This window comes from Streptomyces sp. NPDC050161, from assembly GCF_044460025.1.
GTDB lineage: Bacteria > Actinomycetota > Actinomycetes > Streptomycetales > Streptomycetaceae > Streptomyces.
Genome location: NZ_JBITJM010000013.1, coordinates 69,583 through 86,949, shown reverse-complemented (window position 1 = coordinate 86,949; position 17,367 = coordinate 69,583). Strand labels below are relative to the sequence as shown.

Below are 17,367 nucleotides of genomic sequence, written 5' to 3'. Positions count from 1 at the left end.
TCACGGTATGAGTGAGCCGAGCCTGCCCGGCGGCGTCCGCCTGGCGTCCGCCCAGGGCCGCTGGGTGCTGCTGACCGCCGTACTCGGGTCGGGCATGGCGATGCTCGACAGCACCGTCGTCAACGTCGCGCTGCCCAGGATCGGCGCGGACCTCAACGCGGATCTCGCGGTCCTGCAATGGACGGTGACCGCGTACATGCTCACCCTCGCCTCGCTGATCCTGCTCGGCGGCGCGCTGGGCGACCGCTACGGCAGGCGGCGCATCTTCGTGACCGGCGTGGTGTGGTTCGCCGTGGCCTCGCTGCTGTGCGGACTCGCGCCGACCTCGGGGGTGCTGATCGCGGCCCGCGCGCTCCAAGGCGCCGGCGGGGCGCTGCTCACCCCGGGCTCGCTGGCGCTGATCCAGGCGGTGTTCCACCCGGACGACCGGGCGCGGGCGGTCGGCGCCTGGTCCGGGCTCGGCGGCGTGGCAGCGGCGGTCGGCCCGTTCGTCGGCGGCTGGCTGGTGGACGGGCCCGGCTGGCGCTGGGTGTTCCTCCTGAACGTGCCGCTGGCCGCGGTGTGCGTGCCCGTCGCGCTGCGGCACGTCCCGGAGACACGGGAGCGGGGCGCGGCCGGGCGCCGCGGGTTCGACGTGCCGGGCGCGGTGCTGGGAGCGCTGGCACTGGCCGGGGTGACCTACGCGCTGATCGCCGCCCCGGACCGGGGCGCCTCGGCCTGGGTGATCGTCCCCGCCCTCGCCGGGGTGCTGCTCGGCGTGGTCTTCGTGCGGGTGGAGCGGCGGCGTCCGGACCCGATGCTGCCGCCCGCGATCTTCGCCGTACGGCAGTTCACCGCGATCAACGCCGTGACGGTGTGCGTCTACGCCGCGTTCGGCGGCTTCTTCTTCCTGTCGGTACTCCAACTCCAGGTCGTGGCGGGCTATTCGGCGCTGGCGGCCGGCACGGCGCTGCTGCCGACGACCGTGCTGATGCTGCTGCTGTCCGCCCGCTCCGGCGAACTGGGCGCACGCATCGGGCCGCGCATCCCGCTCACCGTCGGCCCGGTACTGTGCGCCGCCGGCATGCTGCTGATGATGCGGGTGGGACCGGCGGCGTCGTATCCGGCCGATGTGCTGCCCGCGCTGCTGGTACTGGGCGCCGGCATGGTGACGCTGGTCGCCCCGCTCACCTCGACCGTGCTCGCCTCGGTCGACGTGGACCGGGCCGGCCTCGCCAGCGGCATCAACAACGCGGCGGCACGCGCCGCCGGCCTGATCGCGGTGGCCGCGCTGCCGCTGCTGGCCGGGATGGGCCCCGACGCGTACCGCTCCGCCGACGAGTTCGCGGCAACCTTCCGGCGCGCGATGCCGCTGTGCGCCGGCGTCCTCCTGGCCGGCGCGCTGATCGCCTGGCTGACGGTGCGCAGCGACGTACTGCACGGCACCGAGGCCCAGCCGCAGGAGCCCTGCCACGCGGAGTGCACCTACCACTGCGGGGTCAGCGCCCCGCCGCTCGACCCCGGCGAGGCACCCCACACGGCGGGCGGGGACGGGCGGTAGGTTCCGGCCACCGGCCGCGGCAGCGGGGCGGGCGCGCGAAGGCCCCCCGCACGGAGCAGGCAGACTTGGAGCATGGCCATTCACGAGAACCTGCTCGGGGGACCGCCCCCGACCCACCTGCCCGACGACCCGGGCCCGCGCGAACTGCTCGCCTCCGGCGCGGCACCCGCCGACGTCGCCGCGAAGTACCCCACCTCGTCGCTGGCCTGGGCGCAGCTCGCCGACGACGCGTTCCAGGGCGGCCGGACCGTCGAGTCCTACGCGTACGCCCGCACCGGCTACCACCGCGGCCTGGACGCGCTGCGCCGGGCCGGTTGGAAGGGGCACGGCCCGGTGCCGTTCGAGCACGAGCCGAACCGCGGTTTCCTGCGCGCCCTGCACGCCCTCGCCCGCGCGGCGCAGGCGATCGGCGAGGACGAGGAATACGAGCGCTGCGCGACGTTCCTGCGCGACTCCTCGCCCACCGCGGCGGACACGCTCTCCTGAACCCCGCCTCTCCCGAACCCGCCGACGCGGGTGCCCCGGCCCGCGCGGCCGGGACATCCGCGGGGCGGCCGGGGCCCGCGTCCCCCAGGTGGCGCCTGTGCCCGGTGGTGAAGAAGCGGACAGATGAGTGGAACCGGCTCTTGCGTGGCCGGTGTGCAAGGCCGATGATGCGAGAGGGGCGGGTCAACCCGCGCCCGAGGGGACCGGGGCTCCCGAGCCGACCAGGAAGGGGCGGACCGCTACCCGGAGTTCGCAGCCTGAGGAGTCCCTCATGTCGCATCCTTCGCCGTCCGGAAACGGGCACCCTTCGCCCTCCGGGACCGACGCTCCCGCAGCCGCGGCGCCCGACGAAGGCCCGCCCGGGACCGCGCCGTTCGCGCCCGACCTGAGCATCGGCAGCGTCACCACCACCCCGTACGAGGACTACGTCCAGGCCGGCGTCCTCACCCACCTGCAGCATCCGCTCTCCGACGACCCCGGCGAGATGGTCTTCCTGGTGACCACCCAGGTCATGGAGCTGTGGTTCACCGTCATCGTCCACGAGTGGCAGACCGCCGCCGACGCCCTGCGGCGCGACGACCTGACGGTGGCGCGGGACGCACTGGAGCGCTCCACCCACGAGCTGGAAGCGCTCAACGCCGCGTGGAAGCCGCTCGCCCGCCTCACTCCCGCCCAGTTCAACGCCTACCGCAGCGCACTCGGCGAGGGATCGGGATTCCAGTCCGCGATGTACCGGCGGCTGGAGTTCCTGCTCGGCGAGAAGTCCCCGTCCATGCTGGTGCCGCACCGCGGCGCACCCCGGGAGTACGCCGAACTGGAGAAGGCACTCCAGGAACCGAGCCTGTGGGACGAGGTACTGCGGCTGCTGGCCCGCCGCGGCCACGCCGTGCCCGCCGCCGTCCTGGAACGCGACCCGGCCGAGCGCTACGCACCCGACCCGGCGGTCGAAGCCGTCTGGGCCGAGATCTACACCGGCCCGCAGGACTCCGAACTGGTCGTACTCGGCGAGACACTCACGGACGTCGCCGAACTGGTCTGGCGATGGCGCAACGACCATCTCGTCGCGACCCGGCGGGCCATGGGCGCCAAGATGGGCACCGGCGGTTCCGCCGGTGTGGCCTGGCTGGAGAAGCGGGCCCGCAAGAACGTCTTCCCCGAGCTCTGGACGGCCCGCAGCCATGTCTGATCACCGCGCACAGGCCACGGCACACGATGCCGCCGACCCGCTCGCCCCGCTCCGCGCGCACTTCGTCCTCGACGACACGGTCTACCTCGACGGCAACTCGCTCGGCGCGCTGCCACGAGCGGTGCAAACCCGGCTGGCGGACGTCGTCGCCCGCGAATGGGGCGAGCTGCGGATCCGCTCCTGGACCGAAAGCGGCTGGTGGAGCGCCCCGGAACGGATCGGCGACCGCATCGCGCCGCTCGTCGGGGCGGCACCGGGACGCGTCGTGGTGGGCGACTCCACCAGCGTCAACATCTTCAAGGCGGTGGTCGCCGGAGTACGGATGGCGGGCCGCGGCTGCACGGAGATCCTCGTCGACGCCACGACCTTCCCGACCGACGGCTACATCGCCAGGTCGGCTGCCCGGATGACGGGCCTCGCGGTGCGGCCGGTGGAACCCGCGCGGATCGCCGACGAGGTCACCGAACGCACCGCGCTGGCCCTGGTCAACCACGTCGACTACCGCACCGGCCGGCTCAACGACCTGCCCGCCATCACCACCGCCCTGCACTCCGCGGGCGCGCTGGCCGTCTGGGACCTCTGCCACAGCGCCGGGGCCCTGCCGGTCGGCCTGGACACCCACGGCGTCGATCTCGCCGTCGGCTGCACGTACAAGTACCTCAACGGCGGGCCCGGCGCGCCCGCGTACCTGTACGTGCGCGAGAGCCTCCAGGAGCGCTTCGACTCGCCGCTGCCCGGCTGGAACTCCCACACCGAGCCGTTCGGGATGGAACCGGACTACGCCCCGGCCGACGGCATCGTGCGCGGCCGGGTCGGCACCCCCGACATCCTGTCGATGCTCGCGCTGGAAGCGGCGCTCGGCGTCTGGGACGGCGTCGCCATCGAGGACGTACGGACCAAGAGCCTGGCCCTGAGCGACTTCTTCCTCGACTGCGTCGCCGCATACGTACCGGCCGGGCGGGTCCGTTCCCTCACACCGTCCGAACACCGGCGGCGCGGCAGCCAGGTATCCCTGGAGTGCGCCGACGCGGGCGAGGTGATGACGGAGCTGACCCGGCGCGGGGTCGTCGGGGACCACCGCCGTCCCGGCGTGCTGCGTTTCGGGTTCACCCCGCTCTACACCTCGTTCGCGGACGTGGAACGCGCCGCCGGGGTGCTCGGCGAGATCCTGCGGGAGCGGCCGGAGGCGGGGGCCGGCGGGTGAGCGCGGCGGACGAGGAGGCGGCGCTGCTGGGACTCGCCCCGGTGGCGCCGGAGCGGACGGTGGCGTACGGACCGCATCCCGACCAGATCGTCGACCTGTACCCGCCAGCGGCCGGTGCGGCGCGCGGGCCGCTGGTCGTGCTCTTCCACGGCGGTTTCTGGCGGGCCGCCTACGACCGGCGCCACCTCTCGCCGCTCGCCGCCGCACTGGCCGGGCAGGGGCTGCCGGTCGCCCTCGCCGAGTACCGCAGGGTGGGCGCGGGCGGCGGCGGGGCGCGCACGTTCGACGACGCGACGGCCGCGGTGACGGCTTCGGTGACGGCCGTACGGGACGCGGGGGCCGGGGAGTCCACTGCCGAAGGGGCGGTGAGCGGGGGCGCGGCGGCCGGTGCCCCGGGGGAGCGGCCGGTGCTCGTCGGGCATTCGGCGGGCGGCCACCTCGCGCTGCTCGCCGCCGCCCGGCTCGGCCCCGCCGCCGTCGGCCGGGTGGTCGCCGTCGCGCCGGTCGCCGACCTCGCGGGCGCACACCGGCTCGGCCTGAGCGACCACGCGGTGACCGCGCTGCTCGGCGAAGGACCCGGGCTCGCGGAACGGATCGCCGCCGCCGACCCGGTACGCCATCCGCCCGCGGGCGTCCCCGTGACGCTCCTGCACGGCGACGACGACCGCGAGGTGCCACCGGAGCTGTCCCGCCGCTTCGCCGCCGCCTGCCACCCGGCGGCGACGCTGCACGAACTGCCCGGAGTGGGCCACTACGCCCCGGTCACCCCGGGGACACCGGCCTGCCGCACCCTGCTCGGCGCACTGCTCGCGGCGGCACACACCGGCTGACCACGGACGTCGGGCCAGGTCCCGGACCCCGCGGGGCCCGGCCCGACGTCCGTAGTACTTGAGGCGGACCCCGGCAGATCCCCACTGGTGAGGACGCCTTCCGCGGGGCGGCTGCTTACCGTTGGGTACGTGAACGAGACGACCCAGACGCAGGGCAGCCTGCGCTCCGAGGCCCGAATAGTCCGCGGCGCGCTGCACCGCCTTCGCCAGGACCTGTTCGTCGACGCCTTCGCCTTCCGCCCGATGCTGCCGCTCGACGACGCCCGGGTGAAGGGCTGGCGGCAGTGGGTGCCGGAGCGGCTGCGGCGGCACGTGCGCTGGGCTCCGCACATCGCGGTCACCCTCTTCGCCACGATGGTCTTCCTGCTGGGGCTCAGCTCGACCGGCGACATAAGCACCTTCCGGACGCTCTTCTCGGTCGGCTTCTGCCTGCTCGTCTCCGTCCCGATCGTGATCACCCTGTTCCGCCCGGTGGGGGCCTTCTGGCTGTCGTTCGCCGGGTTCTGCCTCGCCCTGATGGCCACCGCGGTCGATCTCGGCCCGTGGTTCGAGATGTCGTTCGCCACGCACCTCGCGGTGATGACGCTGGTCGTGCTGCGCACCCGGCCGCGGCTCGCCCTGGAGATGTGGGTGGTCACCATCGGCACCGGGGGCGTCCTGGCGATGCTGGCCGGAGTCTCCGACGGCGAGATGGTGCCGATGGCGCTCTTCTCCGCCGTCGTCCTGGTGTCGGCCGGCGCGATCCGCGCCTGGCGCGAGGAGCGCAAGCAGGTCGTCGAGACGCAGACGGTCACCGCCGAGGAACGCTCCCGCCGCACCCTGCTGGAAGAACGCGCCACCATCGCCCGCGAACTCCACGACGTCGTCGCGCACCACATGTCGGTCATCGCCATTCAGGCCGAGGCCGCCCCCTACCGCGTCGAGCACACCCCGCCCGAGCTGGCCACCTCCTTCGCGACCATCCGCGAGAACGCGGTCGCCGCGCTCACCGAACTGCGCCGCATCCTCGGCGTCGTGCGCTCCGAGGACCCGGACGCGTTCGTGGAGAGCGACCCGGAGGCTCCGCAGCCCACCCTGGCCCACCTCGACTCGCTGCTGGACAGCGTGCGCGGCGCGGGCCTGAACGTCGAGGCGGTGATCACCGGCGCGACCCGGCAGCTGCCGCAGGGCGTCGAGCTGTCCGCGTACCGGATCGTGCAGGAGGCGCTGAGCAACGCGCTGCGGCACTCGCCGGGCGCCGAGGCGCGGGTGGAGATCTCCTATGTGCTGGGCGGCATCGGGCTGCGTATCGTCAACGGCAAGCCCAGCCGGCTCGCCACCCCCTCACCAGGGGCGGGCCACGGTGTGCTCGGGATGCGCGAACGCGTCCAGATGCTGGGCGGGGAAATGACCGCCGACCACACCGAGGACGGCGGCTTCGAGGTCGCGGCATTCCTTCCGGTGTCCGCGACGGGGGAGGCAACGGCATGATCCGGGTACTGATCGTCGACGACCAGGTGATGGTCCGTGAGGGCTTCTCCGTTCTGCTCAACGCCATGCCGGACATCGAGGTGATCGGCGAGGCGGTCGACGGGCGGCAGGCGGTGTCGAAGGTCGCGGAGCTGCGTCCCGACGTGGTCCTGATGGACATCCGGATGCCCGAGATGAACGGCCTGGAGGCGACCCGCGAGATCGTCGCCGCCGACGCGGACGCCAAGGTCCTGGTGCTGACCACGTTCGACCTGGACGAGTACGTCTACCAGGCGCTCAGGTCCGGCGCGAGCGGCTTCCTGCTCAAGGACGCGTCGGCCGGCCAGCTCGCCGAGGGCGTCCGCATCGTCGCCTCCGGCGAGGCGCTGCTCGCCCCCACCGTGACCAAGCGGCTGATCTCGGAGTTCTCCCGGCTGGGCACACCCCGTGCGCCCGCCCAGGAACGCATCGGTGATCTGACGGAGCGTGAGACGGAGGTGCTGGTCCTGGTCGCCCAGGGCCTCTCGAACGGCGAGATCGCCGAGCACCTGGTCGTGGCCGAATCGACGGTGAAGACCCACGTCAGCCGGATACTCGTGAAACTCGGCCTGCGCGACCGCACCCAGGCAGCGGTCTTCGCCTATGAGGCGCGGTTGGTTACGCCGGGGGGTTGAGGGGTGGGAGGCGGGTGGGGGTGGGGATGAGTGGGGCGAGCGGGGGATTCGGGCTGGGGCGGCGGGGCCGTCCACAGCTTGTGGATAACTTTGCGGGTGGCTGACTTGGGGCTCCGCTTCCCCCTTGGCCCCGCCCCCTCCCCCCTCCCCTCCCCACCCACCTCCCTGCCTCCGTCCCCCCACCTCCCCTCACCCCACGCCGCGCCTTCACCCCACGCCGCACCCTCACCCCCTATCGCGTCGGCGCAGGCCGGCCAGGCCCACGGCGGTGGTTGCCGCGGCAACGGCGAGGAGCCAGAGGGGCGGTGCCGCGGTCGGCGCGCAGCAGGCCCAGCAGGACCCGGATGGTGGTGGACTTCCCCGCGCCGTTGGGTCCGAGGAAGCCGTGCACCTCACCGGCTTCGACGTCGAGGTCGAGGCCGTCCAGCGCGTGGGTGCGGCCGAATGACTTGTGGAGCCCGGCCACCGGATCACGGGAGCGGGGACGGTTGCCTGCTTCATGATTTCGAAGGTACGCTAGTTTCACAAATTTGTGAAGTTAAGAAACCGTATAAAGTTGGGGTGGGTGGCTCTGATCAGGGGAGATGATGCGGAAATGACCGAGAAGCGAGCGCAGGACGCGGGCACGCGCGACGACGAGGCGGTCTCGACGTTCGTCGAGCGGTTCGCCGCGCAGATGGTCGACGCGGGCATGCAGCGCATGTCAGCCCGGGTCTTCGCCTGCCTGCTGGCCTCCGACTCCGGCGTCCTGACCTCCGCCGAGCTGGGCGAGCGCCTCCAGGTCAGCCCCGCCGCCGTCTCCGGCGCGATCCGCTATCTCTCCCAGGTCGACATGGTCAGCCGCGAGCGCGAGCCGGGCTCCCGCCGCGACCGCTACCGCGTGCACAGCGACCAGTGGTACGAGGCGCTGGCCCGCCGCGACAGCGTCGTCACCCGCTGGGAATCCACCCTGCGGGAAGGCGTCGAAAGCCTCGGCGAGGATTCCCCCGCGGGCCGCCGGATGCGCGAGACCCTCGCCTTCTTCGAGTTCCTGCACGCGGAACTGCCCGGCCTGCTGGGACGCTGGCGCGAGCACCGCGACCGGATGCGGGCCGACCAGGCCGGTTGATCACGAGGCGGCAGCCCCGGCGGCGGAGCCGCAGGCCGCGCCCCGCCGGTCACTGCCGGGGCAGGGTCAACCGCCACGCCCCCGGCTGGACCGTCCAGGTGCGGGTCCTGACCGGCCCGCCAGCCAGCGCGTCCGCGAAGTAGCGGAAGTCGGGGCCCGACACCGTCACCGCCTGCGCGCGGGCGTGCACCGGCCGGTCGGAGCCGGGCCAGTGCACCACGACCTCGGCCAGCCCGTCGGCGGAACCGCCCGCGGGCCGCGGCCCGTCCGCCGCGCCGTCGGCACCCCGCCGCCCGCCCGGCACCACGGAGACCCGGCGCACCGGCCGGTCCAGGTCGGCGAGTACCACGCCGTCCGCCTCGATCCGCAGCCGCTGCGCCGGAACGCGCGCCCGCCTGACCCCCAGACCCCCGGTCGGCACCGCCAGCAGGGACAGCGCCGTACGGGCGGTGCGCGCAGCCGGCTCCCACCACGGGTGGTGCCCGTCGCCGTCCGGCGCGGAGCCGTCCCCCGCGGCCGGCTGACGGTCCGCCCCCGGCGCCTGCGCCCCGTGCGCGCGGCCGGGCTCGCCGACCCCGCAGGGCAGGTGCAGACCGCCCAGCACAATGCCGTCGCTGTCGTCCGTGAGCAGGTCGAGCGTGCGCGCGTCGCCGTCCAGCACCGCGCGCGCCGCGGCCACCGTGCCGGCCGGCAGGCCGAGCGCGTGGCTCAGCGCGACGGCCTCCGGGGCGCCGACCGGGATCGCCGACACGGCGACGTGCGCCAGCTCGCGTTCCCTGTGCAGCAGCCGCACGGCGCGCAGCAGCGCGAGATCGTCGCCGACGACCACCGGGCGCCGCTGGCCGCGCCGGGAGAGCACCCGGGCGAACTCGTCCGGGCCGTCGGGAAGGCAGATTTTCGCCTCCGTTCCCGCGCACAGGACGTCCTTCGCGATGCGTACGGACTCGCCGTCCGCGCTGCGTGCGGCGGGGTCGATGACCACGAGCAGGGGGTTCCCCCGGACGGGGTCCGATGAAGAGTGCCCAGAAGGCTGCGCCGACACCTCGGTCCTTCCTCAGGTAGCATCTCGGTGCAAGAGCCCCTTGCGCTATTGCGCCAGGGGCTTCGTCTATTCCGGGGCACCGGTTCGACGGCTGCAGTGATGACGTACGCGTGCGACCGCATGCTCACGCCATCCACGCACGTTGGACATGCCCCGCCCGGAAGGGGTGTACGCCTGTGCCCGCACTTGTGCTGCTCGGTGCTCAGTGGGGTGATGAGGGCAAGGGAAAGGCCACCGATCTGCTCGGTGGGTCCGTTGACTATGTGGTGCGCTACCAGGGCGGCAACAACGCCGGCCACACGGTTGTCGTAGGCGACCAGAAGTACGCGCTGCACCTTCTCCCTTCCGGAATCCTCTCGCCGGGGTGCACCCCGGTCATCGGCAACGGCGTCGTCGTCGACCCTGCGGTCCTGCTCTCCGAGCTGAGCGGACTCAACGAGCGCGGCGTCGACACGTCCAAGCTGCTGATCAGCGGTAACGCTCACCTGATCACGCCGTACAACATCACCGTCGACAAGGTGACCGAGCGCTTCCTCGGAAAGCGCAAGATCGGCACCACCGGCCGCGGCATCGGCCCGACCTACGCCGACAAGATCAACCGCACCGGCATCCGCGTGCAGGACCTCTTCGACGAGTCGATTCTGCACCAGAAGGTCGAGGCGGCCCTCGACTTCAAGAACCAGGTGTTGGCCAAGCTCTACAACCACCGCGCGATCGTCGCGGAGCAGGTTGTCGAGGAGATGCTCAGCTACGCCGACCAGCTCAAGGGCTTCGTCGCCGACACCACGCTGCTGCTGAACAACGCCATCGACGACGGCAAGGTCGTCCTCTTCGAGGGCGGCCAGGGCACGCTCCTGGACGTCGACCACGGCACGTACCCCTTCGTTACCTCGTCGAACCCGACCGCGGGCGGCGCCTGCACCGGTGCCGGTGTCGGACCGACGAAGATCAACCGTGTCATCGGCATCCTCAAGGCGTACACCACCCGGGTCGGCGCGGGCCCGTTCCCGACCGAGCTGTTCGACAAGGACGGCGAGGCGCTGCGCACCATCGGCGGCGAGCGCGGTGTCACCACCGGCCGTGACCGGCGCTGCGGCTGGTTCGACGCGGTCATCGCCCGCTACGCGACCCGCGTCAACGGCCTGACCGACTTCTTCCTCACCAAGCTCGACGTGCTCACCGGCTGGGAGCAGATCCCGGTCTGCGTGGCCTACGAGATCGACGGCAAGCGCGTCGAGGAACTGCCCTACAGCCAGAGCGACTTCCACCACGCGAAGCCGGTCTACGAGATGCTGCCGGGCTGGTCCGAGGACATCACCAAGGCGAAGTCCTTCTCCGACCTGCCGAAGAACGCCCAGGCGTACGTCAAGGCGCTGGAAGAGATGTCGGGCGCGCCGATCTCCGCGATCGGCGTCGGCCCCGGCCGTGACGAGACGATCGAGATCAACTCGTTCCTGTCCTGATGTGACGCTCCGGGGACGGCTCCCCGGAGACAGCAGGTGACCCGGCCGGCGGATCTCGTGTCCGCCGGCCGGGTCATGTTTCACGTGGAACATCGCGCGGCCCCGCCGCGCACCTCAGCCCGCCCGGGAGTACGTCCGCGGGCGCGGATCCCGGCCCGGGAACTCGCGGCGCAGGCTGCCGTCGCCGTTGAGGCGGAGCACGGACGTGCCGCTCGGGCGGCAGTCCGGAGCGGGCCGGTCGACGACCGTCGGCCCGACCGTCAGCTTTCCCTCGGCCGAGTACAGGTCGGCGTGCGCGGTGCAGCGGCCCTGCCCGCCCCCCTCGGTGACCAGCGTGACGACGCTGCTGCCCACCGGCGCCCGCTTGATCGTCAGCCGCTGGCTCCGCACACCGTCGTCGTTCTGCCGCTGCCAGGTGCCGAGATAGCCGTCCGGGACGATCTCCGCCGCCCGCTCGGAGCGGTGCAGCGTCGCGGTGCGGCCGGCCGCCGCCCACTCCAGGGTGCCGCGGGGACCGGGACGCAGGGTGTGCTCACCGAGCGCGGCACAGCGGCCCACCGGCACGGACTTGATCACCTTCGTGTCGAGGCGCAGCCGCTCCCGGCCGTCCTCGTCCGCCACCGACACCAGCTTGGCGTCGCTGCGGCACTCGTACGTCCGGCCCAGGCTGGTGCTGTTCGCGACGACCTCGCCGACCTTGCCGTGCGAGATCACGAACCGGCGCTGCTGGCCGGTGGGGGTGCCGTCCCGCAGCACGTCGCCCGTCCAGGTGCCGACGTAGCGGCCGGAGATGTCCGACGAGTCGTCGCCGTCCGCGCCGCTGCCGCTCAGCAGCGGGACGGCGAGCGCGGCGGCGGCCACCACGACCGCGACGGCGCCGAGGACGACCATGCGGCGACGGCGCCTTGGCGCGCCGCCGGCCGGGCGCACGGCGGCCGGGACGGGACGGTCGTGCGGGCTCGCTGCGGCGGCCGGGCCGCACGGCGCCGCGCCCGTGGCGGGCGGGGGCGGCGGGCCGTCGGAAGCCGCCGCGGCAGCGGGCCCGAGCGGCTCCCCTGCCGTCGGCCGCACCGGGGCCTGGGCGAGGGGCGGCGGGGCAGGGGCGGCAGGGGCCGCGTGCTCGGGGACGCGCTCCCCGGGGCGAGCGGTGCGCCAGGGCGGGTGGCCGCCCGGCGGGGTGTCCGTGTCGAGCAGCCGTACGGCGTGCCGGCCCAGATGCGCGATCAGTTCGGCGGGCAGCCACGGCGACCTGGCGCCGCCCGCCGCACCGCCGTCGCCCACCGGGCCGAGCCGGGACAGCAGCTCCCGGGTGGTGGGCCTGGCCTCGGGATCCTTGGCCAGGCAGGCGTGGATGAGGTCCCGCACCGGCCCGTCAGGCGCCGTCGTCAGGTCCGGATCCTCCTGAGCGATCTTGAACATCACCGCGTGCACACCGGAGGCGACGCTGCCGAACGGTGTCCGCCCGGTGGCCGCGTACGCCAGCACAGAACCCAGACAGAACACATCGCTCGCCGGGCCGACCCGGAGCCCCTGGACCTGCTCGGGCGACATGAAGCTGGGGGAGCCGACGACCGTGCCGAGGGTGGTCTGCGTCTGCTCGCCGACCGCGTCCAGCGCCCGCGCGATCCCGAAGTCGATCACCCGGGGTCCGTCGATGGTCAGCAGCACATTGGACGGCTTGAGGTCGCGGTGCACCAGACCGACGCCGTGGATGTCGACCAGCGCGCAGGACAGCCCGTACGCGAGGTGCCGCAGGGAGTGCTCAGGCAGCGGGCCGTACAGACCCGTCCGGCCGTAGCCGCCGCCGACCACCTCGCTGAGGGCGGGACCTGCGATGTAGCCGGTGGCGACCCAGGGGACCTCGGCCTCGGTGTCGGCGTCCAGCACCGGAGCGGTCCAGTGGCCGCCGACCCGGCGCGCGGCGGCGACCTCGGCCCGGAAACGGTCCCGGAACTCCTCCTCGGCCGCCAGCTCGGTCTTGACGAGTTTCACGGCGACGGTCCTGCCGCCCTCCGAACGCGCGAGGTAGACCCGGCCCATCCCGCCGGTCCCGAGACGGCTCAGCAGCCGGTAGTCCCCGATCCACTGCGGATCGCCGTCCATCAGCCCGCGCAGGCCCTCCATCCGCGCGCCCTCCCGTGTCCGTTCCCGTGCCCGATGCTGCCGCCCGCTGCCGGACCGCCGGCCGTCCCGCCGTTCGGGCCGCCTCCCGCCGTACCCCGAGCGTAGGCGCCGTCGGATCGCACAACGGCCGACGGATCGTTACGAGGGGAGAACGATCGGGCGGGAGCGGGGGTGTCGGCCCGCCACCCTCCTGACCGGGGGATTTCCCGGCCGGAAGCCAGGAGGGCCGGAGGACGGGCGCCCTCGGGGGCACGTGGAGCGACCGCGGCGGCCCGCCGTGCCGCCGCAGTCGCTCCTTAACCCGGGAAGGGGGCGGGGTTAACCCGGCGGTTCCTAACGTTCCTGGCGTACCGGAGAACGGTCCGGGAGCGACGGCCGAAGGAGCCGGAGCCGCGGACGACGCGGACGAAGCGGAAAGTGGTGGGGTGCCTTGACGTACGGGGAGCTGGCGGCGCGGCTGGCGATGGATCTGGCCGCGGTGAGCGTGCTGACCTTCGCCGTGTACTACCCCCGGCACCATCGCCGGGACCTGGTGCCTGCCTACCTGGCGCTGAACGTCGCGCTGTTCTCGGTGGTCGCGGCGCTGTCACAGGTCGGGACGGGCGGCGGCACCGCGCTCGGCTTCGGGCTCTTCGGGGTCCTGTCGATCATCCGGCTGCGCTCGGACTCCGTCCAGCACGAGGAGGTCGCCTACTACTTCACGACCCTGGTGCTCGGCCTGCTGTGCGCGCTGCCGCACCTGCCGCTCGCCGTGGCCGGAACACTGGCCGCGCTGCTGCTGCTCGTCATCCACGTCGCCGACCACCCCCGGCTGCTGTCCGGCACCCGCCGCACGCTCATCACGCTGGACGTGGTGCACCGTGACGAGGCCGGGATCCGCGCCGACCTGGCGCGGCGGCTCGGCGAACCGCTGCAGTGGACCGTCCAGGAAGTGGACTATGTCCGGGACTTGATGGTTCTCGACGTGCGTTTCCGGGCACCGGAACTTTCCGGGCGGGCAGAACGTAGAAAGCAGACCAGCGCTTCGGCGACCCGTTCCCTGCCAGGACCCGCCACCGACTCCGACACCGGTTACCCGACGACCACTGCACCGGCCGCCGGCACCGTACCGGCCGCCACGCCGGACGCCGCCCGGTCCCGCACGATCGCCCGCCCCCACCCGACCGCCCAGGAGACCGTGTGAATCCCGCCGTACGCGCCATCGCCCGCGCCGCCATGGCCGCGCGCCCCGTGCCGCTCGCCGACGTCCAGGCCCGCGCCGAACTGCTCGCCCGCTTCGACAACAGCTACCTGGTCCCGGTCGACGTGTTCGCCGAGTTCGCCGCCGCGCTCACCGACCGGAAGCGGCCGGGCGGCCCGTTCGCCGCGCTGTGCATCAACGGCCGCCGCTGGTTCCGCTACCACTCCGTCTACTACGACACCCCCGACCTGCGCTCCTTCCACGACCACCGGCAGCGCCGCAGACTCCGCTTCAAGATCCGCGAGCGGCTCTACGAGGACACCGGGGAGCGGCAGTTCGAGATCAAGCTCAAGGGCCGCCGCGGCGAAACCGTCAAGCACCGCAGGCCGCTGCTGCCCGGCGACGCCGCCCTCGGCCACGGCCCGCGCGACTTCCTCTCCGCCGTGCTCGACCGCTCCTACGGCATCGAGGCCCCCGTTGACCTGGGCCGCTCCATCGCCACCGACTACCAGCGGACCACCTTCGTCGCCGACGGCCAGCGCATCACCTGCGACGCGGACCTCGTCGGCCGTGACCTGACGACCGGCGACACCGTACGGGCCGACGGCGGCCTGGTACTCGTCGAGACCAAGACCACCGGCCATCTGACCGAGGCCGACCGGCTGCTGCACGGCTACGGCATACGGGCCGCCGAATTCACCAAGTACTGCGGGGCGCTGTCCGCCCTGCGCCCCGACCTGACGGCCAACCACTGGCAGCGCGCGGTACGGACGGCGTTCCCCTCGGCTGCCTGAGGGGCGGCGGGCGGGCGCCCGCCGGAGCGGTTCCCGGCGCGCTCAGGCCGGGGCCGCCGCGGTCTCCACCGGCCCGCGGGCCGCCGCGCCGCCGAAGGACGCCGTGATGCGGGCGCCGCCGCCCGCCGCGTCGCCGAACTCCACCGTGCCGCCGGACTCCCGGGCCGCGCGGCGGACGATGTCCAGGCCGAGGCCCGTGGACCCGCCGCCGCTGCGGCCCCGGGCGGGCACATGGCCATCGGGGAACCCAGGCCCGTCGTCCTCGACGGTGAGCAGGCCGCCGCCGGACGCCGGGCCGGCGGCCCGCGCCACCGTCAGCCGCATGCCGGCGCCCTCCGGCGTGTGGTCGAAGACGTTGCCGATCAACGCGTCGACCGCGGCGGCAAGTTCGGCCTCGTCGGCCCGTACGAGCACCGGGCCGAGGCCGTCGCCCGGCGTCGGAACGGCACATTCCAGGGTGCGGCCCTGGTCCTCGGCCAGCGGCAGCCAGAAGTCGGCGCGGGCCCGGGTGACGGCGGCCAGATCGGCCCGCGGCGGACCCGAACCGTCCTCCCGCAGCGGCTTGCGGGCCGTCCTGATCACGTCGTCGACACTGCGCTCCAACGCCGCCACGTCCGCCGCGATCCGTTCCGCCTCCGCCGGATCGCGCAGCCCCTCGGCATCCAGGCGCAGCGCGGCGACGGGGGTGCGGAGGCGGTGCGCCAGGTCCGCCGCGTTCTCGCGTTCGGCGGTCAGGAAGCCGTGTATGCGCTCGGCGAGATGGTTCAGCTGGCGCGCGACCAGGCGGAGTTCGGGCGGACCCGACGGCTCGGCGCGCGCGGTCAGATCGCCGCCGGCCAGCCGGTCGGCGACCGCGGCGAGCCGGCGCGTGGAGCGCACGAGGCGGGCGCCGAGCCGGTCGGCGAACAGCAGGCCCAGCAGCATCAGACCGGCCCCGATCCCCGCGAACGCCAGCGAGGAGGCCAGCGTCCCGGCGTACAACTGCTCGTCGGACAGCGCCACATGGACGACCGCGGTGCCGCCCGCCACCCCCTGGACGGGAACCAGGACGGTCCGCCCGCCCCGGGACGGCTCGTAGGTGAAGGCCCGCCCGTAGCGCGCCAGCCGTACCGCGTCGGTAACAGGCGCGGGGGAGCCGAGTACGGAGCCGTCCCCGAGGATGACCGAAGTGAGCGGGAGGCCGGGGCCGTTCGCCGAGGTGACCAGGGTCGCCGCGGCGCGGCGGGCGGCCGGGGCGGGGGAGCGCGATCCGGAGCCCTCGGCGAGCGCCTGCCCGAGGCCGGTGGCCAGCGAATGGGCGCGGGACGTCGCGTCGGCGGTCGCCCGGTCCGCGGCGTGGCTGCGCGCCAGGAGGGACAGCGGGACGAGGAGCGCGGCCAGCACGAGCGCGGTGGTGGCCGCCGTGACGAGGAGGATGCTGCGGCGCACGGCTACGCCTCTCCGGCGGTTCCGGTGCGCGGCGCGGACCCCGCGTCCCCGGTGTCTCCGGCGGCCTCCGGCGCCGACAGCTTCACGCCGACCGTACGGACCGTGTGCAGATAGCGGGGCCGCTGCGCCGTCTCGCCCAACTTCCTGCGCAGCCACGAGAGATGGACGTCCACCGTCTTGTCGGCACCGCCGAGCGGCTGCTGCCACACCTCGGCGAGCAGCTCGCGCCGGGAGACCACCTGCCCGGCGCGGCGGCCGAGGTAGGCGAGCAGGTCGAACTCGCGCGGGGTGAGATCCAGCGCCCGGCCCGCGAGCGTCACCTCGCGCGACGCGGTGTCCAGGACCAGCTCGCCGACCCGGAGGGCGGGCTCGGGCTCGGCGGCCCCCAGCCGGCGCAGCACCGCCTTGATCCGGGCATCGAGCTGAGCCGCCCCGAACGGCTTGACGATGTAGTCGTCGGCGCCGTCGCCCAGCACCGCGACCATGTCGGGCTCCTCGTCCCGCGCGGTGGCGACGATCACCGGCACCTCGCTGACGGCGCGCAGCATCCGCAGCACCTGCGCGCCGTCCACGTCCGGCAGCCCAAGGTCGAGTACGACGAGGTCAGGACGGTCGGTCACGGCCGCGTCGAGCCCTGACATCCCGGTCGCGGCGGTGGCGACGGCATGGCCGCGGTCGCGCAGGGCACGCACCAGCGCACCGCGCAGCTGAGGGTCGTCCTCGACGACAAGAAGATGGGGCATGCAACCACCGTAGACACCCCATGCGGCGCGGGAAGCCCGGCCGCCGGGCTTTGAACCGGCCTTAACCGGGCGTTAGGGAACGGTGCGGGAGGCTGGTGCCCACGCGAGAGAGGCGG

At 73.8% G+C, this 17,367-nt stretch carries 15 protein-coding genes and 1 pseudogene; 11 read left to right on the top strand and 5 right to left on the bottom strand.

What is annotated here, in order from left to right:
* The first annotated feature begins 7 nt into the window (after positions 1 to 7).
* The 7 genes from ACIBK8_RS21825 (at position 8) to ACIBK8_RS21795 (ending at position 7,369) form a co-directional block, all read left to right on the top strand.
* The gene (locus ACIBK8_RS21825) at positions 8 to 1,540 is read left to right on the top strand and encodes an MFS transporter (RefSeq protein ID WP_399043454.1); all 1,533 of its coding nucleotides are present in this window, start codon (positions 8 to 10) and stop codon (positions 1,538 to 1,540) included.
* Positions 1,541 to 1,612: 72 nt separating this feature from the next.
* Positions 1,613 to 2,026 carry a DUF3151 domain-containing protein gene (locus ACIBK8_RS21820; RefSeq protein ID WP_393684045.1) on the top strand — a complete coding sequence of 138 codons (414 nt, stop codon included), beginning with the start codon at positions 1,613 to 1,615 and terminating at the stop codon, positions 2,024 to 2,026.
* A 271-nt stretch (positions 2,027 to 2,297) separates the two neighbouring features.
* Positions 2,298 to 3,212 (top strand): tryptophan 2,3-dioxygenase family protein, encoded by a 915-nt coding sequence (locus ACIBK8_RS21815; RefSeq protein ID WP_399043453.1) that lies wholly within the window; start codon positions 2,298 to 2,300, stop codon positions 3,210 to 3,212.
* Entirely contained in the window at positions 3,205 to 4,416 is a 1,212-nt protein-coding gene (gene kynU / locus ACIBK8_RS21810) for a kynureninase (RefSeq protein WP_399043452.1), read from the top strand. The genes ACIBK8_RS21815 and kynU overlap by 8 nt, the downstream gene beginning before the upstream one ends.
* Positions 4,413 to 5,246: an alpha/beta hydrolase gene (locus tag ACIBK8_RS21805; protein WP_399043451.1), complete on the top strand. Its 834-nt coding sequence runs from the start codon at positions 4,413 to 4,415 to the stop codon at positions 5,244 to 5,246. Before kynU ends, ACIBK8_RS21805 begins: the two co-directional genes overlap by 4 nt.
* Positions 5,247 to 5,375: 129 nt before the next feature.
* Entirely contained in the window at positions 5,376 to 6,716 is a 1,341-nt protein-coding gene (locus tag ACIBK8_RS21800; protein WP_399043450.1) for a sensor histidine kinase, read from the top strand.
* The gene (locus ACIBK8_RS21795) at positions 6,713 to 7,369 is read left to right on the top strand and encodes a response regulator transcription factor (RefSeq protein ID WP_227047091.1); all 657 of its coding nucleotides are present in this window, start codon (positions 6,713 to 6,715) and stop codon (positions 7,367 to 7,369) included. Before ACIBK8_RS21800 ends, ACIBK8_RS21795 begins: the two co-directional genes overlap by 4 nt.
* Positions 7,370 to 7,655: 286 nt before the next feature.
* On the opposite strand, the pseudogene ACIBK8_RS21790 reads toward ACIBK8_RS21795, so the two are convergent.
* Positions 7,656 to 7,835, bottom strand: a pseudogene (locus ACIBK8_RS21790) (ATP-binding cassette domain-containing protein); the annotation flags it as partial.
* 129 nt (positions 7,836 to 7,964) lie between these two features.
* On the opposite strand from ACIBK8_RS21790, the gene ACIBK8_RS21785 reads away from it, so the two are divergent.
* Complete coding sequence (locus tag ACIBK8_RS21785) at positions 7,965 to 8,477, top strand: GbsR/MarR family transcriptional regulator (RefSeq protein ID WP_399043449.1); 513 nt, start codon at positions 7,965 to 7,967, stop codon at positions 8,475 to 8,477.
* Positions 8,478 to 8,526: 49 nt separating this feature from the next.
* Here the strand turns inward: ACIBK8_RS21785 and ACIBK8_RS21780 are convergent, their stop codons facing one another.
* Positions 8,527 to 9,459, bottom strand: a complete 933-nt coding sequence (locus tag ACIBK8_RS21780; RefSeq protein WP_399043448.1) for a hypothetical protein — start codon at positions 9,457 to 9,459, stop codon at positions 8,527 to 8,529.
* A gap of 236 nt (positions 9,460 to 9,695) precedes the next feature.
* Between ACIBK8_RS21780 and ACIBK8_RS21775 the strand changes: the two genes are divergently transcribed.
* On the top strand, positions 9,696 to 10,982 hold the full coding sequence (locus ACIBK8_RS21775) for an adenylosuccinate synthase (protein WP_227047088.1): 1,287 nt from the start codon (positions 9,696 to 9,698) through the stop codon (positions 10,980 to 10,982).
* Between the two features lie 114 nt (positions 10,983 to 11,096).
* On the opposite strand, the gene ACIBK8_RS21770 is transcribed toward ACIBK8_RS21775, so the two are convergent.
* Positions 11,097 to 13,106, bottom strand: coding sequence for a serine/threonine-protein kinase (locus ACIBK8_RS21770; protein WP_399043447.1), 2,010 nt, complete (start codon positions 13,104 to 13,106; stop codon positions 11,097 to 11,099).
* Positions 13,107 to 13,536: 430 nt separating this feature from the next.
* Here ACIBK8_RS21770 and ACIBK8_RS21765 point away from each other — a divergent pair, with 430 nt between their 5' ends.
* Both ACIBK8_RS21765 and ACIBK8_RS21760 read left to right on the top strand, forming a co-directional pair.
* Positions 13,537 to 14,289, top strand: coding sequence for a DUF4956 domain-containing protein (locus tag ACIBK8_RS21765; protein WP_399043446.1), 753 nt, complete (start codon positions 13,537 to 13,539; stop codon positions 14,287 to 14,289).
* Entirely contained in the window at positions 14,286 to 15,080 is a 795-nt protein-coding gene (locus tag ACIBK8_RS21760; protein ID WP_399043445.1) for a polyphosphate polymerase domain-containing protein, read from the top strand. Before ACIBK8_RS21765 ends, ACIBK8_RS21760 begins: the two co-directional genes overlap by 4 nt.
* Before the next feature lie 42 nt (positions 15,081 to 15,122).
* Here the strand turns inward: ACIBK8_RS21760 and ACIBK8_RS21755 are convergent, their stop codons facing one another.
* On the bottom strand, positions 15,123 to 16,508 hold the full coding sequence (locus ACIBK8_RS21755) for a sensor histidine kinase (RefSeq protein ID WP_399043444.1): 1,386 nt from the start codon (positions 16,506 to 16,508) through the stop codon (positions 15,123 to 15,125).
* 2 nt (positions 16,509 to 16,510) lie between these two features.
* On the bottom strand, positions 16,511 to 17,251 hold the full coding sequence (locus ACIBK8_RS21750) for a response regulator transcription factor (RefSeq protein WP_399043443.1): 741 nt from the start codon (positions 17,249 to 17,251) through the stop codon (positions 16,511 to 16,513).
* Between the last annotated feature and the right edge of the window lie 116 nt (positions 17,252 to 17,367).

Bases quoted from the DNA above. Each gene is read 5' to 3' on its own strand.
- ACIBK8_RS21770 (WP_399043447.1), bottom strand. From the start codon at position 13,106: ATGGAGGGCCTGCGCGGGCTGATGGACGGCGATCCGCAGTGGATCGGG.
- ACIBK8_RS21750 (WP_399043443.1), bottom strand. From the start codon at position 17,251: ATGCCCCATCTTCTTGTCGTCGAGGACGACCCTCAGCTGCGCGGTGCG.
- ACIBK8_RS21825 (WP_399043454.1), top strand. From the start codon at position 8: ATGAGTGAGCCGAGCCTGCCCGGCGGCGTCCGCCTGGCGTCCGCCCAG.
- ACIBK8_RS21820 (WP_393684045.1), top strand. From the start codon at position 1,613: ATGGCCATTCACGAGAACCTGCTCGGGGGACCGCCCCCGACCCACCTG.
- kynU (WP_399043452.1), top strand. From the start codon at position 3,205: ATGTCTGATCACCGCGCACAGGCCACGGCACACGATGCCGCCGACCCG.
- ACIBK8_RS21795 (WP_227047091.1), top strand. From the start codon at position 6,713: ATGATCCGGGTACTGATCGTCGACGACCAGGTGATGGTCCGTGAGGGC.
- ACIBK8_RS21785 (WP_399043449.1), top strand. From the start codon at position 7,965: ATGACCGAGAAGCGAGCGCAGGACGCGGGCACGCGCGACGACGAGGCG.
- ACIBK8_RS21815 (WP_399043453.1), top strand. From the start codon at position 2,298: ATGTCGCATCCTTCGCCGTCCGGAAACGGGCACCCTTCGCCCTCCGGG.